The 21,031-nt window shown below is 72.2% G+C and carries 15 protein-coding genes and 2 pseudogenes; 9 read left to right on the forward strand and 8 right to left on the reverse strand.

Annotation, left to right across the window (positions count from 1 at the left end; all coding sequences use genetic code 11):
* Nucleotides 1–50 precede the first annotated feature (50 nt).
* Together N8I86_RS04845 and N8I86_RS04850 are read right to left on the reverse strand one after the other, a co-directional pair.
* Entirely contained in the window at nt 51–1,601 is a 1,551-nt protein-coding gene (locus tag N8I86_RS04845) for an acyl-CoA synthetase (RefSeq protein ID WP_263277185.1), read from the reverse strand.
* Entirely contained in the window at nt 1,598–2,710 is a 1,113-nt protein-coding gene (locus N8I86_RS04850; protein WP_073894504.1) for an NAD(P)H-dependent flavin oxidoreductase, read from the reverse strand. The genes N8I86_RS04845 and N8I86_RS04850 overlap by 4 nt, the downstream gene beginning before the upstream one ends.
* Before the next feature lie 227 nt (nt 2,711–2,937).
* Between N8I86_RS04850 and N8I86_RS04855 the strand changes: the two genes are divergently transcribed.
* Nucleotides 2,938–4,722: a serine hydrolase gene (locus N8I86_RS04855; protein WP_263277186.1), complete on the forward strand. Its 1,785-nt coding sequence runs from the start codon at nt 2,938–2,940 to the stop codon at nt 4,720–4,722.
* A gap of 18 nt (nt 4,723–4,740) precedes the next feature.
* On the opposite strand, the gene N8I86_RS04860 is transcribed toward N8I86_RS04855, so the two are convergent.
* The 4 genes from N8I86_RS04860 to N8I86_RS04875 all read right to left on the reverse strand — a co-directional run bounded on the left by N8I86_RS04860 (nt 4,741) and on the right by N8I86_RS04875 (nt 10,514).
* Nucleotides 4,741–6,303: a phytoene desaturase family protein gene (locus tag N8I86_RS04860; RefSeq protein ID WP_263277187.1), complete on the reverse strand. Its 1,563-nt coding sequence runs from the start codon at nt 6,301–6,303 to the stop codon at nt 4,741–4,743.
* Between the two features lie 94 nt (nt 6,304–6,397).
* Nucleotides 6,398–8,842: a serine/threonine-protein kinase gene (locus N8I86_RS04865; protein ID WP_263277188.1), complete on the reverse strand. Its 2,445-nt coding sequence runs from the start codon at nt 8,840–8,842 to the stop codon at nt 6,398–6,400.
* Nucleotides 8,843–8,963: 121 nt separating this feature from the next.
* Nucleotides 8,964–9,806: an oxygenase MpaB family protein gene (locus tag N8I86_RS04870; protein WP_263277189.1), complete on the reverse strand. Its 843-nt coding sequence runs from the start codon at nt 9,804–9,806 to the stop codon at nt 8,964–8,966.
* Between the two features lie 108 nt (nt 9,807–9,914).
* Nucleotides 9,915–10,514 carry a TetR/AcrR family transcriptional regulator gene (locus N8I86_RS04875; RefSeq protein ID WP_073894512.1) on the reverse strand — a complete coding sequence of 200 codons (600 nt, stop codon included), beginning with the start codon at nt 10,512–10,514 and terminating at the stop codon, nt 9,915–9,917.
* 95 nt (nt 10,515–10,609) lie between these two features.
* Between N8I86_RS04875 and N8I86_RS04880 the strand changes: the two genes are divergently transcribed.
* On the forward strand, nt 10,610–11,854 hold the full coding sequence (locus N8I86_RS04880; RefSeq protein ID WP_263277190.1) for an NADH:flavin oxidoreductase/NADH oxidase family protein: 1,245 nt from the start codon (nt 10,610–10,612) through the stop codon (nt 11,852–11,854).
* Between the two features lie 40 nt (nt 11,855–11,894).
* On the opposite strand, the pseudogene N8I86_RS04885 reads toward N8I86_RS04880, so the two are convergent.
* Nucleotides 11,895–12,160, reverse strand: a pseudogene (locus N8I86_RS04885) (alpha/beta hydrolase fold domain-containing protein); the annotation flags it as partial.
* A gap of 38 nt (nt 12,161–12,198) precedes the next feature.
* Here N8I86_RS04885 and N8I86_RS04890 point away from each other — a divergent pair.
* Nucleotides 12,199–12,354, forward strand: a pseudogene (locus N8I86_RS04890) (3-hydroxybutyryl-CoA dehydrogenase); the annotation flags it as partial.
* Between the two features lie 42 nt (nt 12,355–12,396).
* On the opposite strand, the gene uvrA reads toward N8I86_RS04890, so the two are convergent.
* Nucleotides 12,397–14,865: an excinuclease ABC subunit UvrA gene (gene uvrA / locus N8I86_RS04895; RefSeq protein ID WP_263277191.1), complete on the reverse strand. Its 2,469-nt coding sequence runs from the start codon at nt 14,863–14,865 to the stop codon at nt 12,397–12,399.
* A 169-nt stretch (nt 14,866–15,034) separates the two neighbouring features.
* Here uvrA and N8I86_RS04900 point away from each other — a divergent pair, with 169 nt between their 5' ends.
* The 6 genes from N8I86_RS04900 (at nt 15,035) to N8I86_RS04930 (ending at nt 21,029) form a co-directional block, all read left to right on the forward strand.
* A complete protein-coding gene (locus N8I86_RS04900) occupies nt 15,035–16,156 on the forward strand; it encodes a hypothetical protein (RefSeq protein ID WP_198960419.1) in 1,122 nt (373 codons plus the stop codon).
* Between the two features lie 231 nt (nt 16,157–16,387).
* The gene (locus tag N8I86_RS39215) at nt 16,388–16,471 is read left to right on the forward strand and encodes a putative leader peptide (RefSeq protein ID WP_351945955.1); all 84 of its coding nucleotides are present in this window, start codon (nt 16,388–16,390) and stop codon (nt 16,469–16,471) included.
* A 217-nt stretch (nt 16,472–16,688) separates the two neighbouring features.
* Nucleotides 16,689–17,255, forward strand: a complete 567-nt coding sequence (locus N8I86_RS04905; RefSeq protein WP_073894518.1) for a winged helix-turn-helix domain-containing protein — start codon at nt 16,689–16,691, stop codon at nt 17,253–17,255.
* Between the two features lie 913 nt (nt 17,256–18,168).
* Nucleotides 18,169–19,278, forward strand: coding sequence for an aliphatic sulfonate ABC transporter substrate-binding protein (locus N8I86_RS04920; protein ID WP_263277192.1), 1,110 nt, complete (start codon nt 18,169–18,171; stop codon nt 19,276–19,278).
* Nucleotides 19,279–19,318: 40 nt separating this feature from the next.
* Entirely contained in the window at nt 19,319–20,116 is a 798-nt protein-coding gene (locus N8I86_RS04925; protein ID WP_073895317.1) for an ABC transporter ATP-binding protein, read from the forward strand.
* Complete coding sequence (locus N8I86_RS04930) at nt 20,103–21,029, forward strand: ABC transporter permease (RefSeq protein ID WP_073894523.1); 927 nt, start codon at nt 20,103–20,105, stop codon at nt 21,027–21,029. Before N8I86_RS04925 ends, N8I86_RS04930 begins: the two co-directional genes overlap by 14 nt.
* Nucleotides 21,030–21,031 lie beyond the last annotated feature (2 nt).

A 21,031-nucleotide genomic window follows, 5' to 3' on the forward strand; every position in this document is an offset into this window, starting at 1 on the left:
TCGCGCGCCGGGGGCCGGCGGGCGGGGCCGTCCGCCCGGTGGCGTTCCGGTCACACCGGTCGGGTGCGGCCCTCCCAGTACGGGTCCCGCAGGCGCCGCTTGTACAGCTTGCCGTTGGGGTCGCGGGGCATCTCCTCGATGAAGTCGATGCCGCGCGGCCGTTTGTAGCCGGCCAGCCGGTCGGCGCAGTGCGCGAGCAGCGCGGCCGTCAGGTCCGGTCCCGGTTCGTGCCCGGGGGCCGGTTCGACGACGGCCTTGACCTCCTCGCCCCAGTCGTCGTGCGGGATGCCGAAGGCGGCGGCGTCGGCGACGGCCGGGTGGGCGAGGAGCGCGGATTCGATCTCGGCCGGGTAGATGTTCACCCCGCCGGAGATGATCATGTCGATCTTGCGGTCGCGGAGGAAGAGGTAGCCGTCCTCGTCCAGGTAGCCGAGGTCGCCGACGGTGAAGAAGTCGCCGATGCGGTTCTTGCGGGTCTTGGCCTCGTCCTTGTGGTACTGGAAGCCGCCGGTGCTCATCTTCATGTAGACGGTGCCGAGTTCACCGGCCGGGAGCCGGTTGCCGTCGTCGTCGAAGACCGCGAGTTCGCTGATGGGCCAGGCCTTGCCGACGGTGCCGGGTTTCTTCAGCCAGTCCTCGGCGGTGGCGAAGGCGCCGCCGCCCTCGCTGGCCGCGTAGTACTCCTCCACGCAGCTCCCCCACCAGTCGATCATGGCGCGCTTGACGTGGTCGGGGCAGGGCGCGGCGCCGTGGATGGCGTGCCGCATGGCGGAGACGTCGTAGCGGGCCCTGACCTCGTCCGGGAGGGCCAGCAGCCGGTGGAACTGGGTCGGGACCATGTGGGTGTGGGTGCACCGGTGGGTGTCGATGAGCCGCAGCATGTCCTCGGGCGTCCACTTGTCCATCACCACCAGGCGGTGGCCGATGTGCAGGGAGGCTCCGGCGAACTGCAGGACGGCGGTGTGGTAGAGCGGCGAGCAGACCAGGTGGACGTTGCCGTCGAACGGCCGGATGCCGAAGATGCCGAGGAAGCCGCCGAGGTAGGACTCCTCGGGCGCCTTGCCCGGCAGGGGGCGGCGGATGCCGCGCGGGCGTCCGGTCGTACCGGAGGTGTAGTTCATGACCCAGCCGAGTTCGCGTCCGTCCGGGGCCGACGCGGGCCGGCCGTCGAGGAGCCGGGCGTACGGCTGGAAGCCCTCGACCGTGCCGACCGCGTAGCGGTGGTCCGCGGGGAGGGCGGCCTCGTCGGCGGCGGCGCGGGCGGCTGCGGCGTACCGCTCGTGCGCGATGAGCACCTTGGCGCCGGAGTCGGCGACGATCCAGGCGATCTCGGGCCCGACGAGGTGATGGTTGACGGGGACGAGGTAGAGGCCGGCCTGGCTGGCGGCCAGGTAGGCGGTGAGGAACTCGACGCCGTTGGGCAGGACGACGGCGAAGGCGTCGCCGCGTTCCAGGCCGGCCGCGCGCAGCCCGTGCACGAGCCGGTTGGCGGCGGCGTGCAGGCGTCCGGCGGTCCACTCCTCGCCGTCGGGGGCGACGAGGACGGTGCGGTCGGGGTTCCGGGCCGCCTCGGCCCAGAATCCGGCGGGGGGTGTGCTCACGACTGGCCGCTCCTTCCGGCGATGCGGTTGACGCGGTCCACGGCCTGTTCGAAGCCGCGGGTGAGGTCGTCGAAGACGGCCTGGACGCTGCGTTCACTGGTCATGCGGCCGACGATCTGGCCGACGGGCGTGCCGAGCAGTGGCTCGACCTCGTACTTCTGGATACGGGAGACCGCCTCGGCGACCAGCAGGCCCTGCAACGGCATGGGCAGGGTGCCGGGGCCGGCCGGGTCGTCCCAGGCGTCGGTCCACCCGGTGCGCAGCTGTCGTGCCGGTTTCCCGGTCAGGGCACGGGAGCGGACGGTGTCCCCGGACCCGGCGGCGAGGAGTTTGCGGGTCAGGGCCGGCGAGTGCAGGTCGGCCTCCGTGGTGGTGAGCCAGAGGGAGCCCAGCCACACCCCCTGGGCGCCGAGGCTGAAGGCGGCCGCCACCTGCGGGCCGCTGCCGATGCCGCCCGCGGACAGCACGGGCAGCGGGTCCACGGCCTCCACGACCTCCGGGGTCAGCACCATGGAGGCGATCTCCCCGGTGTGGCCGCCGGCCTCGTAGCCCTGAGCCACGACGATGTCGATGCCCGCCTCCTGGTGCTTGCGGGCGTGCCGGGCGCTGCCGGCGAGCGCGGCGACGAGCACGCCGTGGTCGTGGGCGCGGGCGACGACGTCGGCGGGCGGGGAGCCGAGGGCGTTGGCGAGCAGCTTGACGGGGCGGTCGAAGGCGACGTCGAGCTGGGCGCGGGCGACCTGCTCCATCCACCCGGTGATGCGCCACCCGGAGGCCTCCCCCTCGGCCAGCTCCGGGACGCCGTGCCGGGCCAGGGTGTCCCGCACGAACCGGCGGTGCCCCTCCGGGATCATCGCCTCCACGTCCGCCTCGCCGACGCCCTCCACCTTCTTGGCGGGCATGACCACGTCCAGCCCGTAGGGCCGCCCCTCGGCGTGCGCGTCGAGCCAGTCGAGATCACGTTCGAGTTCGTCGGGGGCGGTGTAGCGGACCGCGCCGAGCACGCCGAAACCGCCGGCGCGGCTGATGGCCGCGGCGACGGCCGGGAACGGCGTGAAGCCGAAGACGGCGTGCTCGATTCCCAGACGCTTGCTCAGCTCGGTCTGCATGGGCGCAGGATGCCGCAGCCGTCCGACGGACGGAAGGGTCTTTCTGATTGACCGTCAGATTCTTTGGCGGGCCACCACCGGGACTCCCTCGGGATCAAGCGGCCCTGACGGACCGTCCGACGCGGGGGCGGTTGCCGCCCGCCTCGTTGACACGGCGCCCGCCTGACCGGAAAGTTTCACCGTGCAGGGCAAGCCCCGAAAGATACTTTCAGACGGGAGGCCGCGCGATGGCGGAGCACCTGGCAGGCGGACGGGCGGGCGGAATGACACGGCGTCAGATCGTGGCGGGGGGACTCGCCTCCGGCGGCGCGCTGGCCCTGGCCGCGCTTCCCGCGGGCCCCGCGGCCGCGGCTCCCGCCCGGGGGCGCCCGACGCTGCGCCACGGCTCGCCCGAACAGGCCGGGCTGCTCCCCGGTCATCTGCGGCAACTCGTCGCGGACGCGGAGACGTTCCTCGGCCCCTCCCCCAAGCACCCGTGGTACGCCGGTGCAGTCCTGCTCGCGGGGCGCGGCGGGACCGTGGCCCTGCACGAGCCGATCGGGGCGGCGGTGCGCTACGCGTCGTACGACGAGAAGACCGACACCGGCGTCGAGTTCCCGCCCGACCAGCGGCTCGCGACGACCCGGGACACCGTCTTCGACCTGGCCTCCGTCTCGAAGCTGTTCACCTCGCTCCTCGCGGTGCAGCAGATCGAGCGGGGCGCGCTGGAGCTGGAGGGGAAGGTCGCGGCGTACGTCCCGGAGTTCGGTGCCGCCGGCAAGCAGGACGTGACCGTACGTCAGCTGCTGACGCACACCTCGGGTTTCCGCCCGTGGATCCCGCTCTACGAGGCGCCGACGCACGAGGAGAGACTGCGGCTGATCTACGCCGAGGCGCCGCAGAACCCGCCCGGCAGCACCTACCTCTACTCGGACCTGAACATGATCTCCCTCCAGCTGGTGCTGGAGCGGATCACCGGCCGCACCCTGGACGTGCTCCTGCACCGGGGGGTCACCGGGCCGCTGGGCCTGCGCAGCACGCGTTACAACCCGCCCGCCTCCTGGAAGCCGCGGATCGCCGCCACCGAGGACGCGCGTAGACCCTGGTCCGGCCTGGACCGCGGGCTGGTGTGGGGCGAGGTGCACGACGAGAACGCGTACAGCCTCGGCGGGGTGGCGGGGCACGCCGGGGTCTTCTCGTGCGCGTGGGACCTCGCGGTCCTGGGCCGCACGCTCCTCAACGGCGGCTCCTACGGCCGCACCCGCGTGCTGCGCCCGGAGTCGGTGCGGCTGATGTTCACCGACTTCAACACCGCCTTCCCGGGCGACGAGCACGGCCTCGGCTTCGAGCTCTACCAGCACTGGTACATGGGCGCGCTGGCCACCCCGCGCACGGCCGGCCACACCGGTTTCACCGGTACCTCGCTCGTGCTCGATCCCACGACCGACTCCTTCCTGGTCGTCCTCGGCAACTCGGTGCACCCGGTGCGCACCTGGCGGTCCGGGTCCGCGCCGCGCGTCGCCGCCGGCAACCACCTCGCCCGCGCGGTACCGGTCCGGCCGGCGCGGGGCCGTACGGCATGGTTCTCGGGCATGGCGAGCGGCACGTCCGCGACGCTCGCCCTCCCGCCGCTGGACACCTCCCCCGGCCCGGCACGGATGCGCTGCGCCCTGTGGTGGGACACCGAGCCCCTGTCCGACGCCCTGGTGCTGGAGTCCACCACGGACGGCGGCACCACCTGGCTGCCGGTCCCCTTCACCAGTTCCCGGCCCGGCGAGGACGCCCAGGACCATCCGTCGGGCGCGGTCACGGGCTGGTCGGGACGCGTCTGGCACCGGGTGACCGCGTCCCTCCCGGCCGACCCGCGTCTGACGCTGCGGTGGCGGTACACCACCGACCGGTCCTACGTCGGCCGGGGCGCCTACGTCGACGCCCTGCGCGTGGAGGCGGGCCGGGCGGTGCTGTTCGACGGGGCGCGTCCGGCGGACACGGCGCGCATCACGGCCGCCGGCTGGGAGCCGTCGGCGGACTGAACGGCCGGGAAGCGGCGGTCAGTCCCGCTCCAGGACGGCCATCGCCGCGTTGTGCCCCGGCACTCCGCTCACCCCGCCTCCGCGTACCGCGCCGGCGCCGCACAGCAGGACGTTGGCGTGGGCGGTCTCCACGCCCCAACGGCCGGTGTCCTGCTGGGCGTACGGCCAGGACAGCGCCCGGTGGAAGATGTTGCCGCCGGGCAGCCGCAGGTCCCGTTCGAGGTCGAGCGGGGTCTTCGCCTCGATGCAGGGCCGGCCGTCGGCGTCGGTGGCCAGGCAGTCGGCGAGCGGTTCGGCGAGGTGGGCGTCGAGCTGGGCGAGGGTGGACTTCAGCAGTTCCTCGCGTACGCCGTCGTTGTCCCGGTCGAAGAGCCTGGCGGGGGTGTGCAGGCCGAAGAGGGTGAGCGTCTGGTAGCCGCGCCCGGCGAGTTCGGGGCCGAGGATGGTCGGGTCGGTCAGGGAGTGGCAGTAGATCTCCGAGGGCGGCGCGGCGGGCAGTTCACCGGCGGCGGCCTGGGCGTGGGCGGTGGCCAGCTGCCGGTAGCCCTCGGCGATGTGGAAGGTGCCGGCGAACGCCTCGCGGGGGTCGGCGTCGGGGTCGCGCAGCTTCGGGAGACGCGTCAGCAGCATGTTCACCTTGAGCTGGGCGCCCTCGGCCGGCTCGGGCGCCGCGCCGCCGGTCAGGACGGCCAGCTCCTGCGGGGAGGCGTTCACCAGGACGTCGCGGGCGACGGCGACGCCCTCGCCGTCGGCGGTGCGGAAGGTCACCTCGGCGGTGCGTCCGTCGGTGTCGATCCGGGTCGCCTCGTGACCGGTGGCGATGACGGCCCCCGCCGCGCGGGCGGCCGCGGCGAGTGCGTCGGTGAGGGCGCCCATGCCGCCCACGGGCACGTCCCAGTCGCCGGTGCCGCCGCCGATGACGTGGTAGAGGAAGCAGCGGTTCTGGGCCAGCGTGGGGTCGTGGGCGTCGGCGAAGGTGCCGATCAGCGCGTCGGTGAGGACCACGCCCCGGACCAGGTCGTCGCCGAAGTTCTCCTCCACGGCGACGCCGATCGGTTCCTCGAACAGCGTCCGCCACGCGCTGTCGTCGTCGATGCGCCGGCGCAGTTCGTCGCGGGTGGGCAGCGGCTCGGTGAGGGTCGGGAAGACGCGCTGGGCGACCCGGCCGGTCATGCCGTAGAAGCGCTGCCAGGCCTCGAACTCGCGCTCGCCGCCGGTCAGCCGGGCGAAGGCCTCCCGGGTGCGCTGCTCGCCCCCGCCGACGAGGAGCCCGGTGGGCCGCCCGTCCCGTTCCACCGGGGTGTAGGAGGAGATGGTGCGGGAGCTCAGGCGGAGGTCCAGCCCGAGGTCGCGGAGGATCTTCCGCGGGAGCAGGCTCACCAGGTACGAGTAGCGCGACAGGCGTGCTTCGACACCGGCGAAGGGGCGGGTGGAGACGGCGGCGCCGCCGGTGTGGTCCAGGCGCTCCAGCACCAGCACCGAGCGGCCGGCCCGGGCCAGGTAGGCGGCGGCGACCAGTCCGTTGTGGCCACCGCCCACGATGACGGCGTCGTACGCGTGGGTTCCCTCGTCAGCAGGCATGGTTCTTCGTAACACGCGATGATCCACGGCGACCAGAGGCGGGTCCGGGCAGGTGGGCCGGGGCCCTTCCCGGGCTCGCCGTGGCCGGCGTCCGTCAGGGGCTGTTCGAGCGGTGGGGGCGGCGGCGTACCGTGACGCCGCGGGCCGCCTCTCCGGCCTCCGGGGTGCGGCCGAGGCGTTCCCGGCAGTGCGCCTCGTCGTCGCGGGCCGCGAGGGTGTCCGGATGGTCCGGGCCGAGGGTCCGTTCACGGGTGGCGGCGACCCGCCGGTACGCGCCGAGGGCGTCCGCCCAGCGGCCCAGCCAGCCGAGGGCGACGGCCACCTCGCGGCGGCTGACGAGCGTGTCCGGATGATCCGCGCCCAGCAGCCGCTCCCGCAGCGCGCACACGTCACCGGCCTCGGACAGCGCGTCCTCCCAGTGTCCGAGCCGGCCGAGGTGGACGCCGAGACCGTGCCGGGCGCGCAGGGTCTCGGGGTGGGTGGGGCCCTGCACCCGGGTGCGGTCCACGATCAGGTCGCGGTAGACGCCGAGGGCGTCCGTGCTGCGCCCGAGCCGGCCGAGGCTGAGCGCGGTCTCGTAGCGGGCGGCGAGGGTGTCGGGGTGGTCGGCACCGAGTACCCGCGCCCTGGTCCGGGCGACCTCCCGGTAGATGTGCAGGGCCTCCTCCCAGTGGCCGGACTGGCCCTGCGCGTAGGCGACCTCGCAGCGGGAGGCCAGGGTGTCGGGATGGTCCGGGCCCAGCAGCCGGGTCCGGGCGGCGGCCACCTCCCCGGCCAGGCGGCGGGCGTCGGCCGGCCGCCCCAGCCGGCCCAGCGCGCAGGCCAGGTTGTGCTTGCAGCGCAGGGTGTCCGGGTGCTCGGGGCCCATCGTGCGCTCCCGCGCGTCCAGCACCTCGTGGTAGATCCGCCGGGCCTCCGCGTGACGGCCCAGCCGGCCCAGGGCGTAGGCGGTCTCCTGACGCGAGGCGAGCGTGTCGGGATGGTCGAGGCCGAGCACCCGGCCCCTGTCCTCGGCGACCTCCCCGAACGCCGCCAGCGCCTCCGTGGCACGGTCGCACCGCAGCAACGCCACAGCGACTTCATGGCGCGCCGCCAGGGTCTCCGGATGCTCCGCGCCCAGCAGCCGGGCCCAGCCCCCGGCGACCTCCCCGAAAGCCGCCAGCGCCTCCGCGGCACGGCCGCACCGCAGCAACTCCACGGCAGCATCGTGACGTTCCGCCAGGACCTCGGGCTGGTGCGGGCCCCTGAGGGCAGCGCGGTCGGCGGGCACGGCCGGGTGCGCCAAGTCCGCGTCCGGCCCGCGCCCTTGCCCGGCGGGCCGGGCGCCCTCGTGGTGCCGTGCGGCCCGAGGGGCGAGGGCTCGCGTCGACGGGTCGGTGGGCAGGGTCGCCGGTTCGGCCCACCGGCCGGTCAGGGCGGCCCCGGGATCCGGGGGCAGGGCGCGCAGGCCCGCCCCGACCGCTTTGTGGCCGGTGCTCATGCCCCGGCTCCAGGACGGCAGGCGGCCTTCGCCCGGAGGGCCCGGCGGCGAAAACGGGAACGTGGGGACGACGGCGGCTCGGAGCGGGTGGCTCGGCTCCGAGCGGCCGTACGGCCCTGGGGGCGGGACAGCGGCCCCGGCCCGCCCGTCCTGAATCCGGCCACTCAACTCCTGCGCGCCGTAAAGCCCTCGGGGCGGCAAGGCGGCCCCCGCCCGTCCGTCCTGGATCCGGCCGCTCAACTCGTCCGCGTCGTACGGCCGTTCCGCGGGTCGCTTGGCCAGCAGGTCGAGGATGATCCGGTCGAGGTATGCGGGTAGCTCGGGGCGCAGTTCGCGGGGCGGCCGGGGCGTGGTGTCGCGGTGGCCGATCAGGATCGCCCAGGCGTCCTCCAGGTCGAACGGCGGTACGCCGGTGGCGATCTCGTACAGCACGCACCCCAGCGAGTACAGGTCGCTGCGCCGGTCGACCTCGTCGCCGCCGATCTGCTCGGGGGACATGTAGTGCGGGGTGCCGAGGGCGACCCCGGTGCCGGTCAGCCGGGCGGTGAAGCCGATGTCGTCGCCGAGACGGGCGATGCCGAAGTCGCATATCTTCACGGTGCCGTCGGTCAGCAGCACGATGTTGGCGGGCTTCAGATCCCGGTGGACCACACCCTGCCGATGCGTGTAGGCGAGGGCCACGGCCGTCTGCCCGGCGATGTCGGCCACCGCGTCCACGGGCAGCGGATGCCCCCTGCCGTCCTCCAGGAGCCGGCTCAGGTCGCGTCCGCGCAGCAACTCCATGACCAGGTACGGCACTCCTCCGTCCTCACCGAAGTCGTGGACGACGGTCACCCCGCGGTGCGAGAGCGCGGCGGCCACCCGTGCCTCGCGCCGGAACCGCTCCCGCAGCACCCCGCCGAGGGCCGGATCATGGTGCGGGCCGAGCGGCTTGAGACGCTTGACCGCCACCTGCCGGCCCAGGCACTCGTCCCGGGCCCGCCACACCTCGCCCATCCCGCCCCGCCCGATCAGGTCGAGCAGCCGGTACCGGCCCTGGACAAGTCCGTTCTCCCCCATAGCGATCCGCCGCCCCCGTCGCCGTCCGCCCAGCATCCGGAGAACCGTCATCGGACCGCGCACGACCGCACCCGGTCGTCCCGGTCCGTGACACACCCCCCTGCTCGCCCAGTATGGCGGTCTATCGCCCGACTTTGTACGGTGCGGGACGGACGTCGGGACCGAGCCTCGCCATCGCCCGCAGGATGTGTTTGGGCGGCAGCTGCCAGCGCACACGTGCGGGAACGTGCCGCAGGACGGCGCCCGTGGTCCGCAGTCTGCGGGTGACGACGGCCGGTGCGGGGGCGGGTCTGCCGTACAACTCGTGGGCGTACGGGGGCAGGGCGGCGTACGCCAGATGCGCCACGCGCCGCCAGAGCACCGCGCGCGCCGGGACGAGGAGCGGGTGCGTCGGCGGACGGAGCAGGAAATCGTCCACCGCGCGCGCGTCGGCTCCCGCGGCGAGTTGGGGCCGTACCCGCTCGAAGTAGGCCGCCAGTTCCGCCCGGTCGGCCGGTACGGCCGCGGGGTCGAGGCCCACCAGGTGGGCGCTGACGCGGTGTTCGGCGAGGTAGCGGTCGGCCTGCGCGTCGGTGAGCGGGAACCCGGAGCGGCGCAGGACGTGCAGATAGGAGTCGATCTCCGCGCAGTGCACCCACAGCAGCAACTCCGGCTCGTCCACGCCGAACCGCTCACCGGTGTGCGGGTCGGTCGCCCCGAGCATGCTGTGGATCTTCCGGACGCGGGCGCCGGCGCGTTCGGCGGCGTCGGTGGTGCCGTACGTCGTGGTGCCGACGAAGTCCGCGGTGCGCATCAGCCGCCCCCAGGCGTCGCGCCGGAAGTCGGAGTTCTCCATCACGCCGCGGACGGCACGCGGGTGCAGGGCCTGGAGGTAGAGCGCGCGGACGCCCGCGACCCACATCATGGGGTCGCCGTGCATCTGCCAGGTCACGGAGTTCGGCGTGAACAACCCGGGGTCGCCCATGCCCGCAGTCTGACCGGGCTCACCGGTGGGCACAAGGCAGCCTCCACGAGCCGCGCCGATGCCGGCCGGCTCGGCGGCCCGGAGGTAGGAGCGGCCGAGCCGGCGCCGCTACTTCCCCGCCCGTGACAGCGCGGCGGGGACGGTGAACAGTGCGTGGACGGCGGCGCGGACCTGGTCGGCGACCACCTCGGGGGTCGAGGTGTCGAGCTTGCCGTCGAGGTGCAGGAACGCCAGACCGTGGACGAGGGCCCACACCGTGGTGGACAGCGTCTCCTCGTCGGCGCCGGGGAAGGCGCCGCGAACGATGCCGCGGACGTACTCCGAGATCGCGGCGGTCGCGGCGACCCGTTCCTCGTTGTGCGGATCGCAGGGCTCCGCGAACATCACCCGGAACAGCGCCGGGCGCTCCAGCGCGAAGCGCACGTACGCGACGGCGACCGCCGCGAGCTCGTCGGGCGTCGTGGGCGAGGGATGCGCCGCGGCCAGATGCTCGGCGAGTTCGCGGTAGCCCTGCGCGGCGACCGCGGAGACGAGCGCGTCACGGTCCGCGTAGTGCCGGTAGGGAGCCGTCGCCGACACGCCGGCCCGCCTCGCCACCGCCCGCAGGGACAGCCCGGCGCTGCCGTCCTCCTCGAGCAGCTCGCGCGCGGCGCGCAGGCAGGCGGCGCGCAGATCGCCGTGGTGATAGGTGCCGCCCGCTTGGGACACAGGTCACACTCCCTCATGTTTACGTTGCTTACATCGCCAGCCTAATGTGAACGCTGCACACATTCTAGGCGATCGAGATCGAGAGGGATACTCCGATGACCAGCGAGCTGTTCACACCCTTGACCCTGCGCTCCGGGCAGACACTGGGCAACCGGATCGCGAAGGCGGCCATGGAGGAGAACATGGCCGGCGCCGGCCAGCTCCCGGACGAGGAGTTGTTCGGTCTGTACCGGCGCTGGGCCGCCGGCGGCGCCGGACTGCTGATCACCGGCAACGTCATGGTCCACGCCGAGGCGCTGACCGGCCCCGGCGGCGTGGTTCTCGACGCCGCCGCCCCCCTGGAGCCGTTCACCGCGTGGGCCCAGGCGGCCAAGTCCGGTGGCGGGGCGGTCTGGATGCAGATCAACCACCCCGGCCGCCAGGTCGGTTCCGACATGCCCGGAGTCGTGTGGGGCCCGTCCGCGGTCGGCGTCGACGTGGGCAAGCACAGCAGCCGCTTCGGCCGGCCCGTCGCCATGACCCCCGAGCAGATCGAGGCCACCGTGACCCGGTACGCCGTCACGGCGCGGCGCGCCGAACAGGCGGGCTTCGACGGCGTCGAAATCCACGCCGCGCACGGCTACCTGCTGTCGCAGTTCCTGTCCCCCCTGGTCAACAAGCGCACCGACCAGTGGGGCGGATCGCTGGAGAACCGGGCCCGGATGCTGCTGGACGTCGTCCGCGCCGTGCGCGCCGCAGTCTCTCCGTCCTTCGCGGTCGCCGTGAAGCTCAACTCCGCAGACTTCCAGCGCGGTGGCTTCGACGCCGACGACGCACGGCAGGTGATCGCGATGCTCGCACCGCTCGGCGTCGACCTGGTCGAACTGTCCGGCGGCAGCTACGAGAGCCCGGCGATGTCGGGACGCCCCGCCGACGCACGCACCCAGGCACGCGAGGCGTACTTCCTCGATCTGGCCGAGGACCTGGTCGGGACCAGCCCGCTGCCGCTGATGCTCACCGGCGGCATCACCCGGCGCCGGACCGCGGAGCGGGTCCTGGACGGCGGCGTGGCGATCGTCGGGATGGGCACGGCCCTCGCCGTCACCCCGGACCTGCCCGACCGCTGGCGCCGGGACCGCGAGGCCGACGAGCGGCTCCGGCCGGTCAACTGGTCCGACAAGGTCCTGGCGTCGGCCGCCGGCATGGCACAGGTCCGCCACCAGATGCGCCGCATCGCCCGCGGGAGCCGCCCCACACCCCGAACCCACCCGGCGTTCGCCCTCATCGCCGAACAGCGCAAGCAGCGACGGGCCCTGCGCCGCTACCGCGCCTGGCTGTCCGCGTCACAGGACGCCGCGTGACGGTGCCCGCGAAGGGCCCCAGGTGCTCGCCGCTCACCCGCTCGTCGCGCGGTACGTCGGCCTCGTCGGTGATGACGAGCGTGGTGGGCAGCCGCCGGAGCAGTTCCAGGGGAGCCTTGAGCGGGGCGGCGTGCACTTCGGCGCGCTGGGCGTCGTCGCAGGCGTCCCGGAACCACTTCATGCCGTCGCGAGTCAGCCAGTAGCCCTCGGCGAACCGCGGGTGGGAGGGGTGTCGAAGTCGGCGTCGGTCACCGGGTGGAGCAGGCACTGGGCCTTGAGGCCGATCCCGCCGTGTTCCTTGTTCATCGAACCCACTGGCCCGTGGCGAGCGGCGACCCAAGCGCATGGGCAACGCCGAGGTCTGCGCACGGACCGGCCTGGACACGGTGCTGTGCGAGGTGGACGCGGTGGCGGCCCGCGCCGCGCGGGACCGAGCGGCGACCTCGCTCGATCGCCGCCACAAGCCGGAACGCGGCAGGGCGACGCGCGCGACTCTGCGCCCCCGAACCCGGCTGGCCGGTGCTCAGCCCCGCGCGCTGTCGTCAGGAGCGCGCGAGCCGGGCCGCGAGGTAGGGCGCGGTGGCGCTGCGGCGGGCCTTCGCCACCTTCGCCGGCGGGCCCGTCGCGACCACCCGCCCGCCCGCGTCGCCGCCGCCGGGACCGAGGTCGACGACCCAGTCGGCGGTGGCGATCGTGTCCAGGTCGTGCTCGACGAGGACGACCGTGTTGCCGGCGTCGACGAGCCGGTGCAGCTGTCGCAGCAGCAGCGCGATGTCCGAGGGGTGCAGCCCCGCCGTCGGCTCGTCGAGCAGGTAGAGCGCGTGCCCGCGGCGGGCTCGCTGCAGTTCGGTGGCGAGTTTGATGCGTTGCGCCTCACCCCCGCTGAGTTCCGTCGCGGGCTGGCCCAGCCGCAGGTACCCCAGCCCCACCTCGCGCAACGTCTCCAGACTGCGGGAGGCCGCCGGGACGGCGGACAGGAACTTCGCGGCGGCGTCGACGGACAGCCCCAATACGTCCGCGATGTTCTTGCCGCGGTAGGTGACCTCCAGCGTTTCGGCGTTGTACCGGGCGCCACCGCAGGTCGGGCACGGCGCGTAGGTGCCGGGCAGGAACAGCAGTTCCACCGCGACGAATCCTTCCCCCTGACAGGTCTCGCACCGCCCTTCGGGCACGTTGAAGGAGAACCGCCCGGCCGAGTAGCCGCGCGCCCTGGCTTCGTCCGTCGCCGCGTACAGCTTGCGCACCGCGTCGAACATCCCGGTGTACGTGGCCAGGTTGGACCGGGGAGTCCGGCCGATGGGCCGTTGGTCGACCAGGACCAGCCGGTCGAAGGACTCGACCCCCGACGCGTCCTGGACGTCGACCTCCAGCTGCGCCTCGTCGGGCTCCTCGGGTACGAGACCGAGGTGGCCGCGGACGACCTCGGCGAGCACCTGCGTCACCAGCGTCGACTTCCCGGAACCGGACACGCCCGTCACCGCCGTCAGTACACAGAGCGGTACGTCGACGGACACGTCGTGCAGATTGTGGCGGGAGACGCCGCGCAGGTGCAGCCAGCCGTGCGGTGTGCGCGGGCGGTGTTCGAGCGGCTGGGCGCGCCCGAAGAGGTACTCGCTCGTGGCCGACTCCCCGACCCGCTCAAGACCGGCGACCGGGCCGCTGTACAGCACGCGTCCGCCGCCCTCGCCCGCACCGGGGCCGATGTCGACCACCCAGTCCGCCCGCCGTACGACGTCCATGTCGTGCTCCACGACGAACAGTGAGTTGCCCGCCGCCTTCAGGCGGTCCAGCACCTCCAGCAGCGGTTCCGCGTCAGCCGGGTGCAGGCCCGCGGAGGGTTCGTCGAGGACGTAGACGACGCCGAACAGCCCCGAGCGCAGCTGGGTGGCGATCCGCAGGCGCTGCGCCTCGCCCGGGGACAGGGTCGTCGAGCGGCGCCCGAGGCTGAGATACCCGAGGCCCAGGTCGAGCAGTACGTCGATGCGCGCGACCAGATCGCCGCAGATCCGGACCGCCACCTCGGTCGTCTCCCCGGATCGTGCGGTCGCCGTGGTGGCGTCGGCCTCGGACCGCTCCGCGACGGGCCGCAGCAGCGCCACGACCTCGGTGAGCGGCATCGCGTTGATCTCCGCGATGGAACGTCCGGCGAAGGTCACGGCGAGCGCCTCGGGCCGCAGTCCGCTGCCGTGGCAGGCGGGGCAGGGCACACTCCTGACGAACCGGAGCGCCCGTTCGCGCATCTTCTCGCTCTTGGAGTCGGCGAGGACGTGCATGACGTGCGCGCGGGCGCTCCAGAACTTGCCCTGGTAGCCGTAGTCGACGCGGCCCTCCTCCGGCTCGATGTACACGGAGGGCTGCTCGTCCGTGTACAGCAGCCAGTCCCGGTCCTTCTTCCGGAGCCTGCGCCAAGGTCGGTCGATGTCGATCCCCAGATTGCTGACGACACTGCGCAGGTTGGCGCCCTGCCAGGCGCCTGGCCACGCGGCGATCGCCCCCTCGCGGATGCTCAGTGAGGGGTCCGGGACGAGCAGGTCCTCGGCGACGTCGTGCACGACGCCCAGGCCGTGGCACTCCGGGCAGGCGCCGGCCGCGGTGTTGGGGGAGAACGACTCGGCTTCCAGCCGTGCGGCCCCGGGCGGATAGGTGCCGGCACGGGAGTACAGCATGCGCAGCAGATTCGACAGGGTGGTGAGGGTGCCGACCGTCGAGCGCGAGCCGGGTGACCCGCGCCGCTGCTGCAGGGCCACGGCCGGTGGCAGCCCGGTGATCTCCTGCACGTGCGGTGCGCCGACCTGTTGCAACAGCCTTCGGGCGTACGGTGCCACGGACTCGAAGTAGCGCCGCTGGGCCTCCGCGTAGAGCGTGCCGAACGCGAGCGAGGACTTGCCCGAACCGGAGACTCCGGTGAAGGCGACCATCGCGTCCCGCGGGACGTCGACATCGATGTTCCGCAGGTTGTTCTCACCGGCGCCCCGGACATGTACGAAGGGGTCGGTCGCGTCCTCGTTCACCGTTCCTGATTACCTGATCGTGCCGGGAACCGCGCGGCAGGCGCGTCACCCGGCCCCGCGTACCGCCTCCCCCCGCCGGCGGGGCGCCAGCGTGTCACGCGGCGTCGGCGTCACCTCGGGGGCATCCTGTGGGCACTCGCGATCGCGGGGTGGCCGACGAGAGGGAGTCATGCGAGTGTCGTCTCAGGGCGTTACGGTCGTGGCTCTGCTGGCCGATCCGGACGCGCCCACGGAGATCGCGCAGCGCATGGCCCGGATGCTTCCTGACCGGCTCGCCGACAGGTCGGGCCCGGGACGACGCTTCGACGTCGAGGTGGTCAGCGAGCCCTTCACCGCGGGGACCGAGGACCTGTCCACCTTGACGCGCCGGATCATGGACCGCGCACGTGCGGAGAGCTGGGACATCATCGTGGCCCTCACCGACCTTCCGCTGCACTCGCACGGGCGCAAGCTCGTGGTGGATCTGAGCCACGAACACGGCCTGGCGCTGCTGTCCCTTCCCTCGCTGGGAGGCTTCCGGCTGCAGACAAGGGCCCGGCAGGCCGTGGAGGAAGCCGTGCTCAGCCTGACCGGCCCGCAGGCCACTGGGCCCGAGGGGCCTGCGGAAGGCCGGCAGCTGCGGGGGCCCTTCACCCGTCGTCTCGCCCCCATCCATCCGGGCCAGGTCGGTGAGGAGGAGATCGCCGACCTGCGGTACGTCGTCACTGGGCCGCGCGGATACCTGAGGGTGCTCCTCGGCATGGTCCGCGCGAACCGGCCGTGGCGTCTGGTGCCGGGCCTGTCGAAGGCCCTGGCGGCCGCGCTCGCCACGGGAGCGGTGGCCACCGTGAACTCCACCGTCTGGAACCTGACCACGTACCTGAGCACGCCACGCCTGGTGATCGCCATGGTCGGGTCCGTCGCGCTCATGATCGGCTGGCTGATCGTGGACGCGAACCTGTGGCATCGAACGGACGAGGCTTCGCCGGAGGCGAGGAAGAGGGCGGCTCTGTACAACGCCTCGACGGTCCTGACCCTGGGCATCGGGGTGGTCGTCTGCTACGCGGGTCTGATGCTCATCAACCTGGTGTGGGCGCTGTTCATCCTCAACGACCGGGTGTTCGCCTCCACGACACGAACGTCGCTGGACGCCGCGGAGTACTGGACGTTGTCCTGGTTCGTCGCTTCGGTCGCCACGGTGGGCGGCGCGCTGGGATCCGGTCTGGAGAGCGACGAGGCGATCCGGGCAGCCGCCTACTCCAAGCGCGAACAGGAGCGTCGCAGCATGCTGCAGGACGACCACGGTGACTAGTGAGTGACCTCGGTGCTCGGTCATGGCCGGTGTGACCGGGCTCGCTAGTTGACACCAGGCCACGTTCACGACCTGCAGTGAATGTCCTCGCGTCGGGACCGACCAGCTTCCTGCTTCGTACGGCCTTCGGCGTCCGGAGCACCTTCGACGCCCGGCGCCTCGCCAGCACTATCCCTACTGATTTAGTAGAGAAGCGTTGACGCCGTCGTTGCGCTCACCCACCATGGGGCCATGTCCCGCGCGCAGCAGCCCCTGGTACGCCGCCGGCACGTCGACTTCCGTCGAGTGGCCAGCGCCGTCTGCCGACGCGGCTAGAAAGCGGCCGGCGCTCAGCTGCGCATCTGCTCGTCCATCTCCTCTCTCCTTTGGCTCGCAGGTGCAACAGACGGCTGAGCCATCGCCGCACTGAGTCTCCACGCGACCTCCCATCGCACAGTCGCTCCGGCTCGTCCGGGTCTCCGCCCCCTCTGGCTCGACGCATCGACCTGGCGGCAAAACAACTCCCCATGCACAGGGAAGGGACTACAAAGCCATGACTTCGGCACCCCCGTTTCACGCCACTCTGTTCCACGCCCCGCCGACCGCCCCTCGTCGCCTGCGTCTTGTACACGAAGAGCCACAAGAGGAGGAAGGAGGCGGCACACCGCCCGGCGACGGATCACCGCTCGTCGGCTATCTGGTGCTGCTTCCCAAGGGTGTCGACCCGGCCGCTCTCTTCGCCGACGCGGGACTGCGGCCACAGATCCACCCGGTCGCCCCCGACGCCGTACCGCTCCCGACGCGCGCGCCGGACCAGTCGGTCCTGGCCGGTGGCCCGATCCGTATCGATGCCGAGCGCCATGTCGCCGAGTTGGAGGGAGAGGAACTCGACCTCACTTACCTGGAGTTCGCTCTGCTGGCCCGGCTCGTGGCTCATCCGCACCGAGTCCACACCCGCGAACAGTTGGTCGAGCACGTGTGGGGTCACACCCATATGGGGGATGGACGCACCGTCGACGTGCACGTCGCACGTCTGCGCCGAAAGCTGGGCTCGGCACACCGGCAGCGGATCGTCACAGTGCGTCGCGTGGGGTACAAGTACGTGCCGCCCGCCCCCTGAGACGGCCGCCGGGGGCGGTTCCGCGATCGGGACAACCGGTCAGTGGTACGTCATCCGGTCCACCATCTGTACCGCCGCCCTGGCCGTCTCCTTGGCCCGGCAGCGGACGGAGCGCCTGCGGGCGATGCCGTCCAGGTCAAGGTGGGCGGCAAAGGTGGGGTGTACCGCCAACCCCCTTGCGGACGCTCACAGATGGGGGTGCTCGGTGACGTGGTGCACCGCGGCGGCGGCCAGGTGGCAGCGGTGCACGGTGTCCAGCGCGCGCGGCAGGGTGGCCAGCGGAGTGCCGCGTGCCGCTGAGCCGCCATCGAACTGCCCGACGCACTTGGCAGCCTGTCCGTCTCCGGAAGCCCCTCCACCACCTCCCGCACGGCCTGTCCGCCGCGCCACCAGGACGCCCGCCTCGCAGCCCAGGGGGCAGGACGTGACCCCCTCGATGTCCGCACCCTTCCGTGCTGGACAAGCACATCGATGTGCGGGAGGACGCGGGGGCGTCGTGGAGCCCGCCGCACGGGAGGCACTTGAGCGGGTCGCCGATCAGTTCTCCGCCTCGCTCGGCGTGTGGGTCCGGAGGCAGCGGCGTAGCGATCCCCTCGTCCGGGAAAAACCGCTGACACGCTGGGCCGGTCGCCACCGATCCCGAGGATTGAGATAGTCGCGTCCATCATGTGAACATCCTCTTGGGGTGGGTGCCGCCTTCTGCCACGATCCCTAGCAACCAGGTAGGAATACTAGGGATCAGGGGGTGGCCGTGGGAGCGCTCAGCTGCGCAGACCGGGTGCTGCCCGTGCTGACCTCGCGTCGTCACATCGACTTCGGCCGTACGTCCACCGCCATCTGTCGGCCGGTCCGAGACCTCAGCACGCCATCCCACACCTCTTTGATCACCCTCCTTCCCTGAGAGGACACCTCCGTGTCTGCCGCAAGACCGCTCACCACCCTGCGCACCCTCGCCGTCATAGCCGCGCTCCCCCTCCTACTCACCGCCTGCGGCTACGGCTCCAAGTCCACCGATGACGGCAAGCAGACCCCGGCGGCCGCGGCGGGCGCCAAGAAGCTCTCCGTCGACGAAGTGAAGATCGGCTACTTCCCCAACCTCACGCACGCCACCGCTCTTGTGGGTGTCCAGGAGGGCCTGTTCCAGAAGGAACTCGGCGGCACCACCATCAAGCCCTCGACCTTCAACGCCGGCCCCTCCGAGATCGAGGCGCTGAACGCCGGTTCCATCGACATCGGCTGGATCGGCCCCTCCCCCTCCATCAACGGCTACACCAAGTCGGACGGCAAGAACCTGCGCATCATCGGCGGTTCCGCCTCCGGCGGCGTGAAGCTCGTCGTCAACCCGAAGAAGATCAAGTCCCTGAAGGACGTCAAGGGCAAGAAGATCGCCACCCCGCAGCTGGGCAACACCCAGGACGTCGCGTTCCTCAACTGGATCGCGGACCAGGGCTGGAAGGTCGACGCCGAGAGCGGCAAGGGAGACGTCTCCGTCGTCCGTACCGACAACAAGATCACCCCGGACGCCTACAAGTCCGGCTCCATCGACGGCGCGTGGGTGCCGGAGCCGACCGCGTCCAAGCTGGTCGCCGAGGGCGGCAAGGTCCTGCTCGACGAGTCGACGCTGTGGCCCGACAAGAAGTTCGTGATCACGAACATCATCGTGTCGCAGAAGTTCCTGAAGGCGCACCCGGACGTAGTCGAGGCCGTGCTGCGCGGTTCGGTGAAGACCAACGCGTGGATCAACGCCAACCCGGACGAGGCGAAGGCCGCCGCCAACAAGGCGCTGGAAAAGCTGTCGGGCAAGGCGCTTCCCGCCGCTGTCATCGACCCCGCCTGGAAGTCGGTCCAGTTCACCGACGACCCGCTGGCCTCCACCCTCAACACCGAGGCCGAGCACGCCGTCAAGGCCGGTCTGCTGGAGAAGCCCGACCTGAAGGGCATCTACGACCTCACGCTCCTCAACAAGGTCCTGAAGGCCGAAGGCAAGAGCGAGATCGACGAGGCCGGCCTCGGCGCCGAGTGACCAGGAGCCGGACCCGATGAGTTCCCAGGAGGTGACGGCCATGGCCACCACGATCGCCAAGGCTGCCGAGGACGCCACGGCGGTGACCTACGCCGCCCGTATCGAGCACGTCTCGAAGTCCTTCCCCGCACCGGGCACGCCCGGTGGACGGCAGCTCGTGCTGGACGACATCACGCTCGACGTCGCACCGGGCGAGTTCGTCACCCTCCTGGGAGCCTCCGGCTGCGGCAAGTCCACACTGCTCAACCTGGTCGCGGCACTGGACCAGCCGTCCACGGGCACGATCGCCACGGACGGCCGTTCCGCCCTGATGTTCCAGGAGCACGCCCTCTTCCCATGGCTGACCGCGGGCAAGAACATCGAACTCGCCCTGAAACTGCGCGGCGTGGCCAAGCAGGAGCGCCGCGCCGAGGCGGAGAGGCTGCTGGAACTCGTACGACTGCAGGACGCCCACCGCAAGCGGGTGCATGAGCTGTCGGGCGGTATGCGTCAGCGGGTCGCTCTGGCCCGGGCGCTGGCCCAGGACAGCCGACTGCTGCTGATGGACGAGCCGTTCGCCGCGCTGGACGCCATCACCCGGGACGTGCTGCACGACGAGCTGACCCGCATCTGGAGTGAGACGGGACTGTCGGTGCTGTTCGTGACGCACAACGTGCGCGAGGCGGTACGGCTTGCACAGCGGGTGGTGCTGCTGTCCTCCCGCCCGGGCCGCATCGCCCGGGAGTGGACCGTCGGCATTCCGCAGCCACGCCGCGTCGAGGACAGCGCGGTCGCCGAGCTGTCCGTCGAGATCACCGAAGAACTGCGTGGGGAGATCCGCCGCCATGGCCAGCACTGACACCGGCGTCGACACCGCGAAGGACGGCTCCACGGTGGCCGAGCAGACCCGGGGCGCTTACGGTCTGGCGGGGCTGGAAGCCGGCCTCGACGCCCTGGACTCGGTGCAATCCGGCCGCACGCCGCTGCGCGAGACCCTGTTGCGCAAGGTCCTGCCCCCCGTCACGGCCGTGGCACTGGTACTGGTCGTCTGGCAACTGCTGGTGTGGGCGAACGTCGCCCCCGACTACAAGCTGCCCGCGCCCTCCGATGTGTGGGGTGAGGTAAGCGACGCCTGGGTCCAGGGCACCCTGCTCGACTACATCTGGACATCCGTCTCCCGCGGTCTGCTCGGCTTCCTGCTGGCGCTCGCCATCGGTACGCCGCTCGGCCTGATCGTCGCCCGGGTGGCCTTCGTCCGGGCGGCCATCGGCCCCGTCCTGTCCGGCCTGCAGTCGCTGCCGTCCGTGGCCTGGGTGCCGCCCGCTGTGATCTGGCTGGGCCTGAACGACAAGATGATGTACGCCGTGATCCTGCTCGGCGCGGTCCCGTCCATCGCCAACGGCCTCGTCGCGGGCATCGACCAGATTCCGCCGCTGTTCCTGCGGGCCGGCCGGACGATGGGCGCAACCGGCCTGCGCGGGGCCTGGCACATCGTGATGCCGGGGGCGCTGCCTGGCTATCTGGCAGGGCTGAAGCAGGGCTGGGCGTTCTCGTGGCGGTCTCTGATGGCCGCCGAGATCATCGCATCCTCGCCTGATCTGGGCGTCGGTCTGGGCCAGTTGCTGGAGAACGGGCGGACCAACTCCAGCATGCCCCAGGTGTTCCTCGCCATCTTCCTGATCCTGCTCGTGGGCATCGCCATCGATCTGCTGATCTTCAGCCCGCTGGAGCGGTGGGTGCTGCGCAGCCGCGGCCTGCTGGTCACCCGCTGAAC

The organism is Streptomyces albidicamelliae (assembly GCF_025642175.1).
Taxonomy (GTDB): domain Bacteria; phylum Actinomycetota; class Actinomycetes; order Streptomycetales; family Streptomycetaceae; genus Streptomyces; species Streptomyces albidocamelliae.

Coding starts and splice junctions, on each gene's coding strand:
- N8I86_RS04850 (WP_073894504.1), bottom strand. CDS start 2,710: ATGCAGACCGAGCTGAGCAAGCGTCTGGGAATCGAGCACGCCGTCTTC.
- N8I86_RS04855 (WP_263277186.1), top strand. CDS start 2,938: ATGGCGGAGCACCTGGCAGGCGGACGGGCGGGCGGAATGACACGGCGT.
- N8I86_RS04860 (WP_263277187.1), bottom strand. CDS start 6,303: ATGCCTGCTGACGAGGGAACCCACGCGTACGACGCCGTCATCGTGGGC.
- N8I86_RS04865 (WP_263277188.1), bottom strand. CDS start 8,842: ATGGGGGAGAACGGACTTGTCCAGGGCCGGTACCGGCTGCTCGACCTG.
- N8I86_RS04870 (WP_263277189.1), bottom strand. CDS start 9,806: ATGGGCGACCCCGGGTTGTTCACGCCGAACTCCGTGACCTGGCAGATG.
- N8I86_RS04880 (WP_263277190.1), top strand. CDS start 10,610: ATGACCAGCGAGCTGTTCACACCCTTGACCCTGCGCTCCGGGCAGACA.
- N8I86_RS04900 (WP_198960419.1), top strand. CDS start 15,035: ATGCGAGTGTCGTCTCAGGGCGTTACGGTCGTGGCTCTGCTGGCCGAT.
- N8I86_RS39215 (WP_351945955.1), top strand. CDS start 16,388: ATGTCCCGCGCGCAGCAGCCCCTGGTACGCCGCCGGCACGTCGACTTC.
- N8I86_RS04905 (WP_073894518.1), top strand. CDS start 16,689: ATGACTTCGGCACCCCCGTTTCACGCCACTCTGTTCCACGCCCCGCCG.
- N8I86_RS04925 (WP_073895317.1), top strand. CDS start 19,319: ATGGCCACCACGATCGCCAAGGCTGCCGAGGACGCCACGGCGGTGACC.
- N8I86_RS04930 (WP_073894523.1), top strand. CDS start 20,103: ATGGCCAGCACTGACACCGGCGTCGACACCGCGAAGGACGGCTCCACG.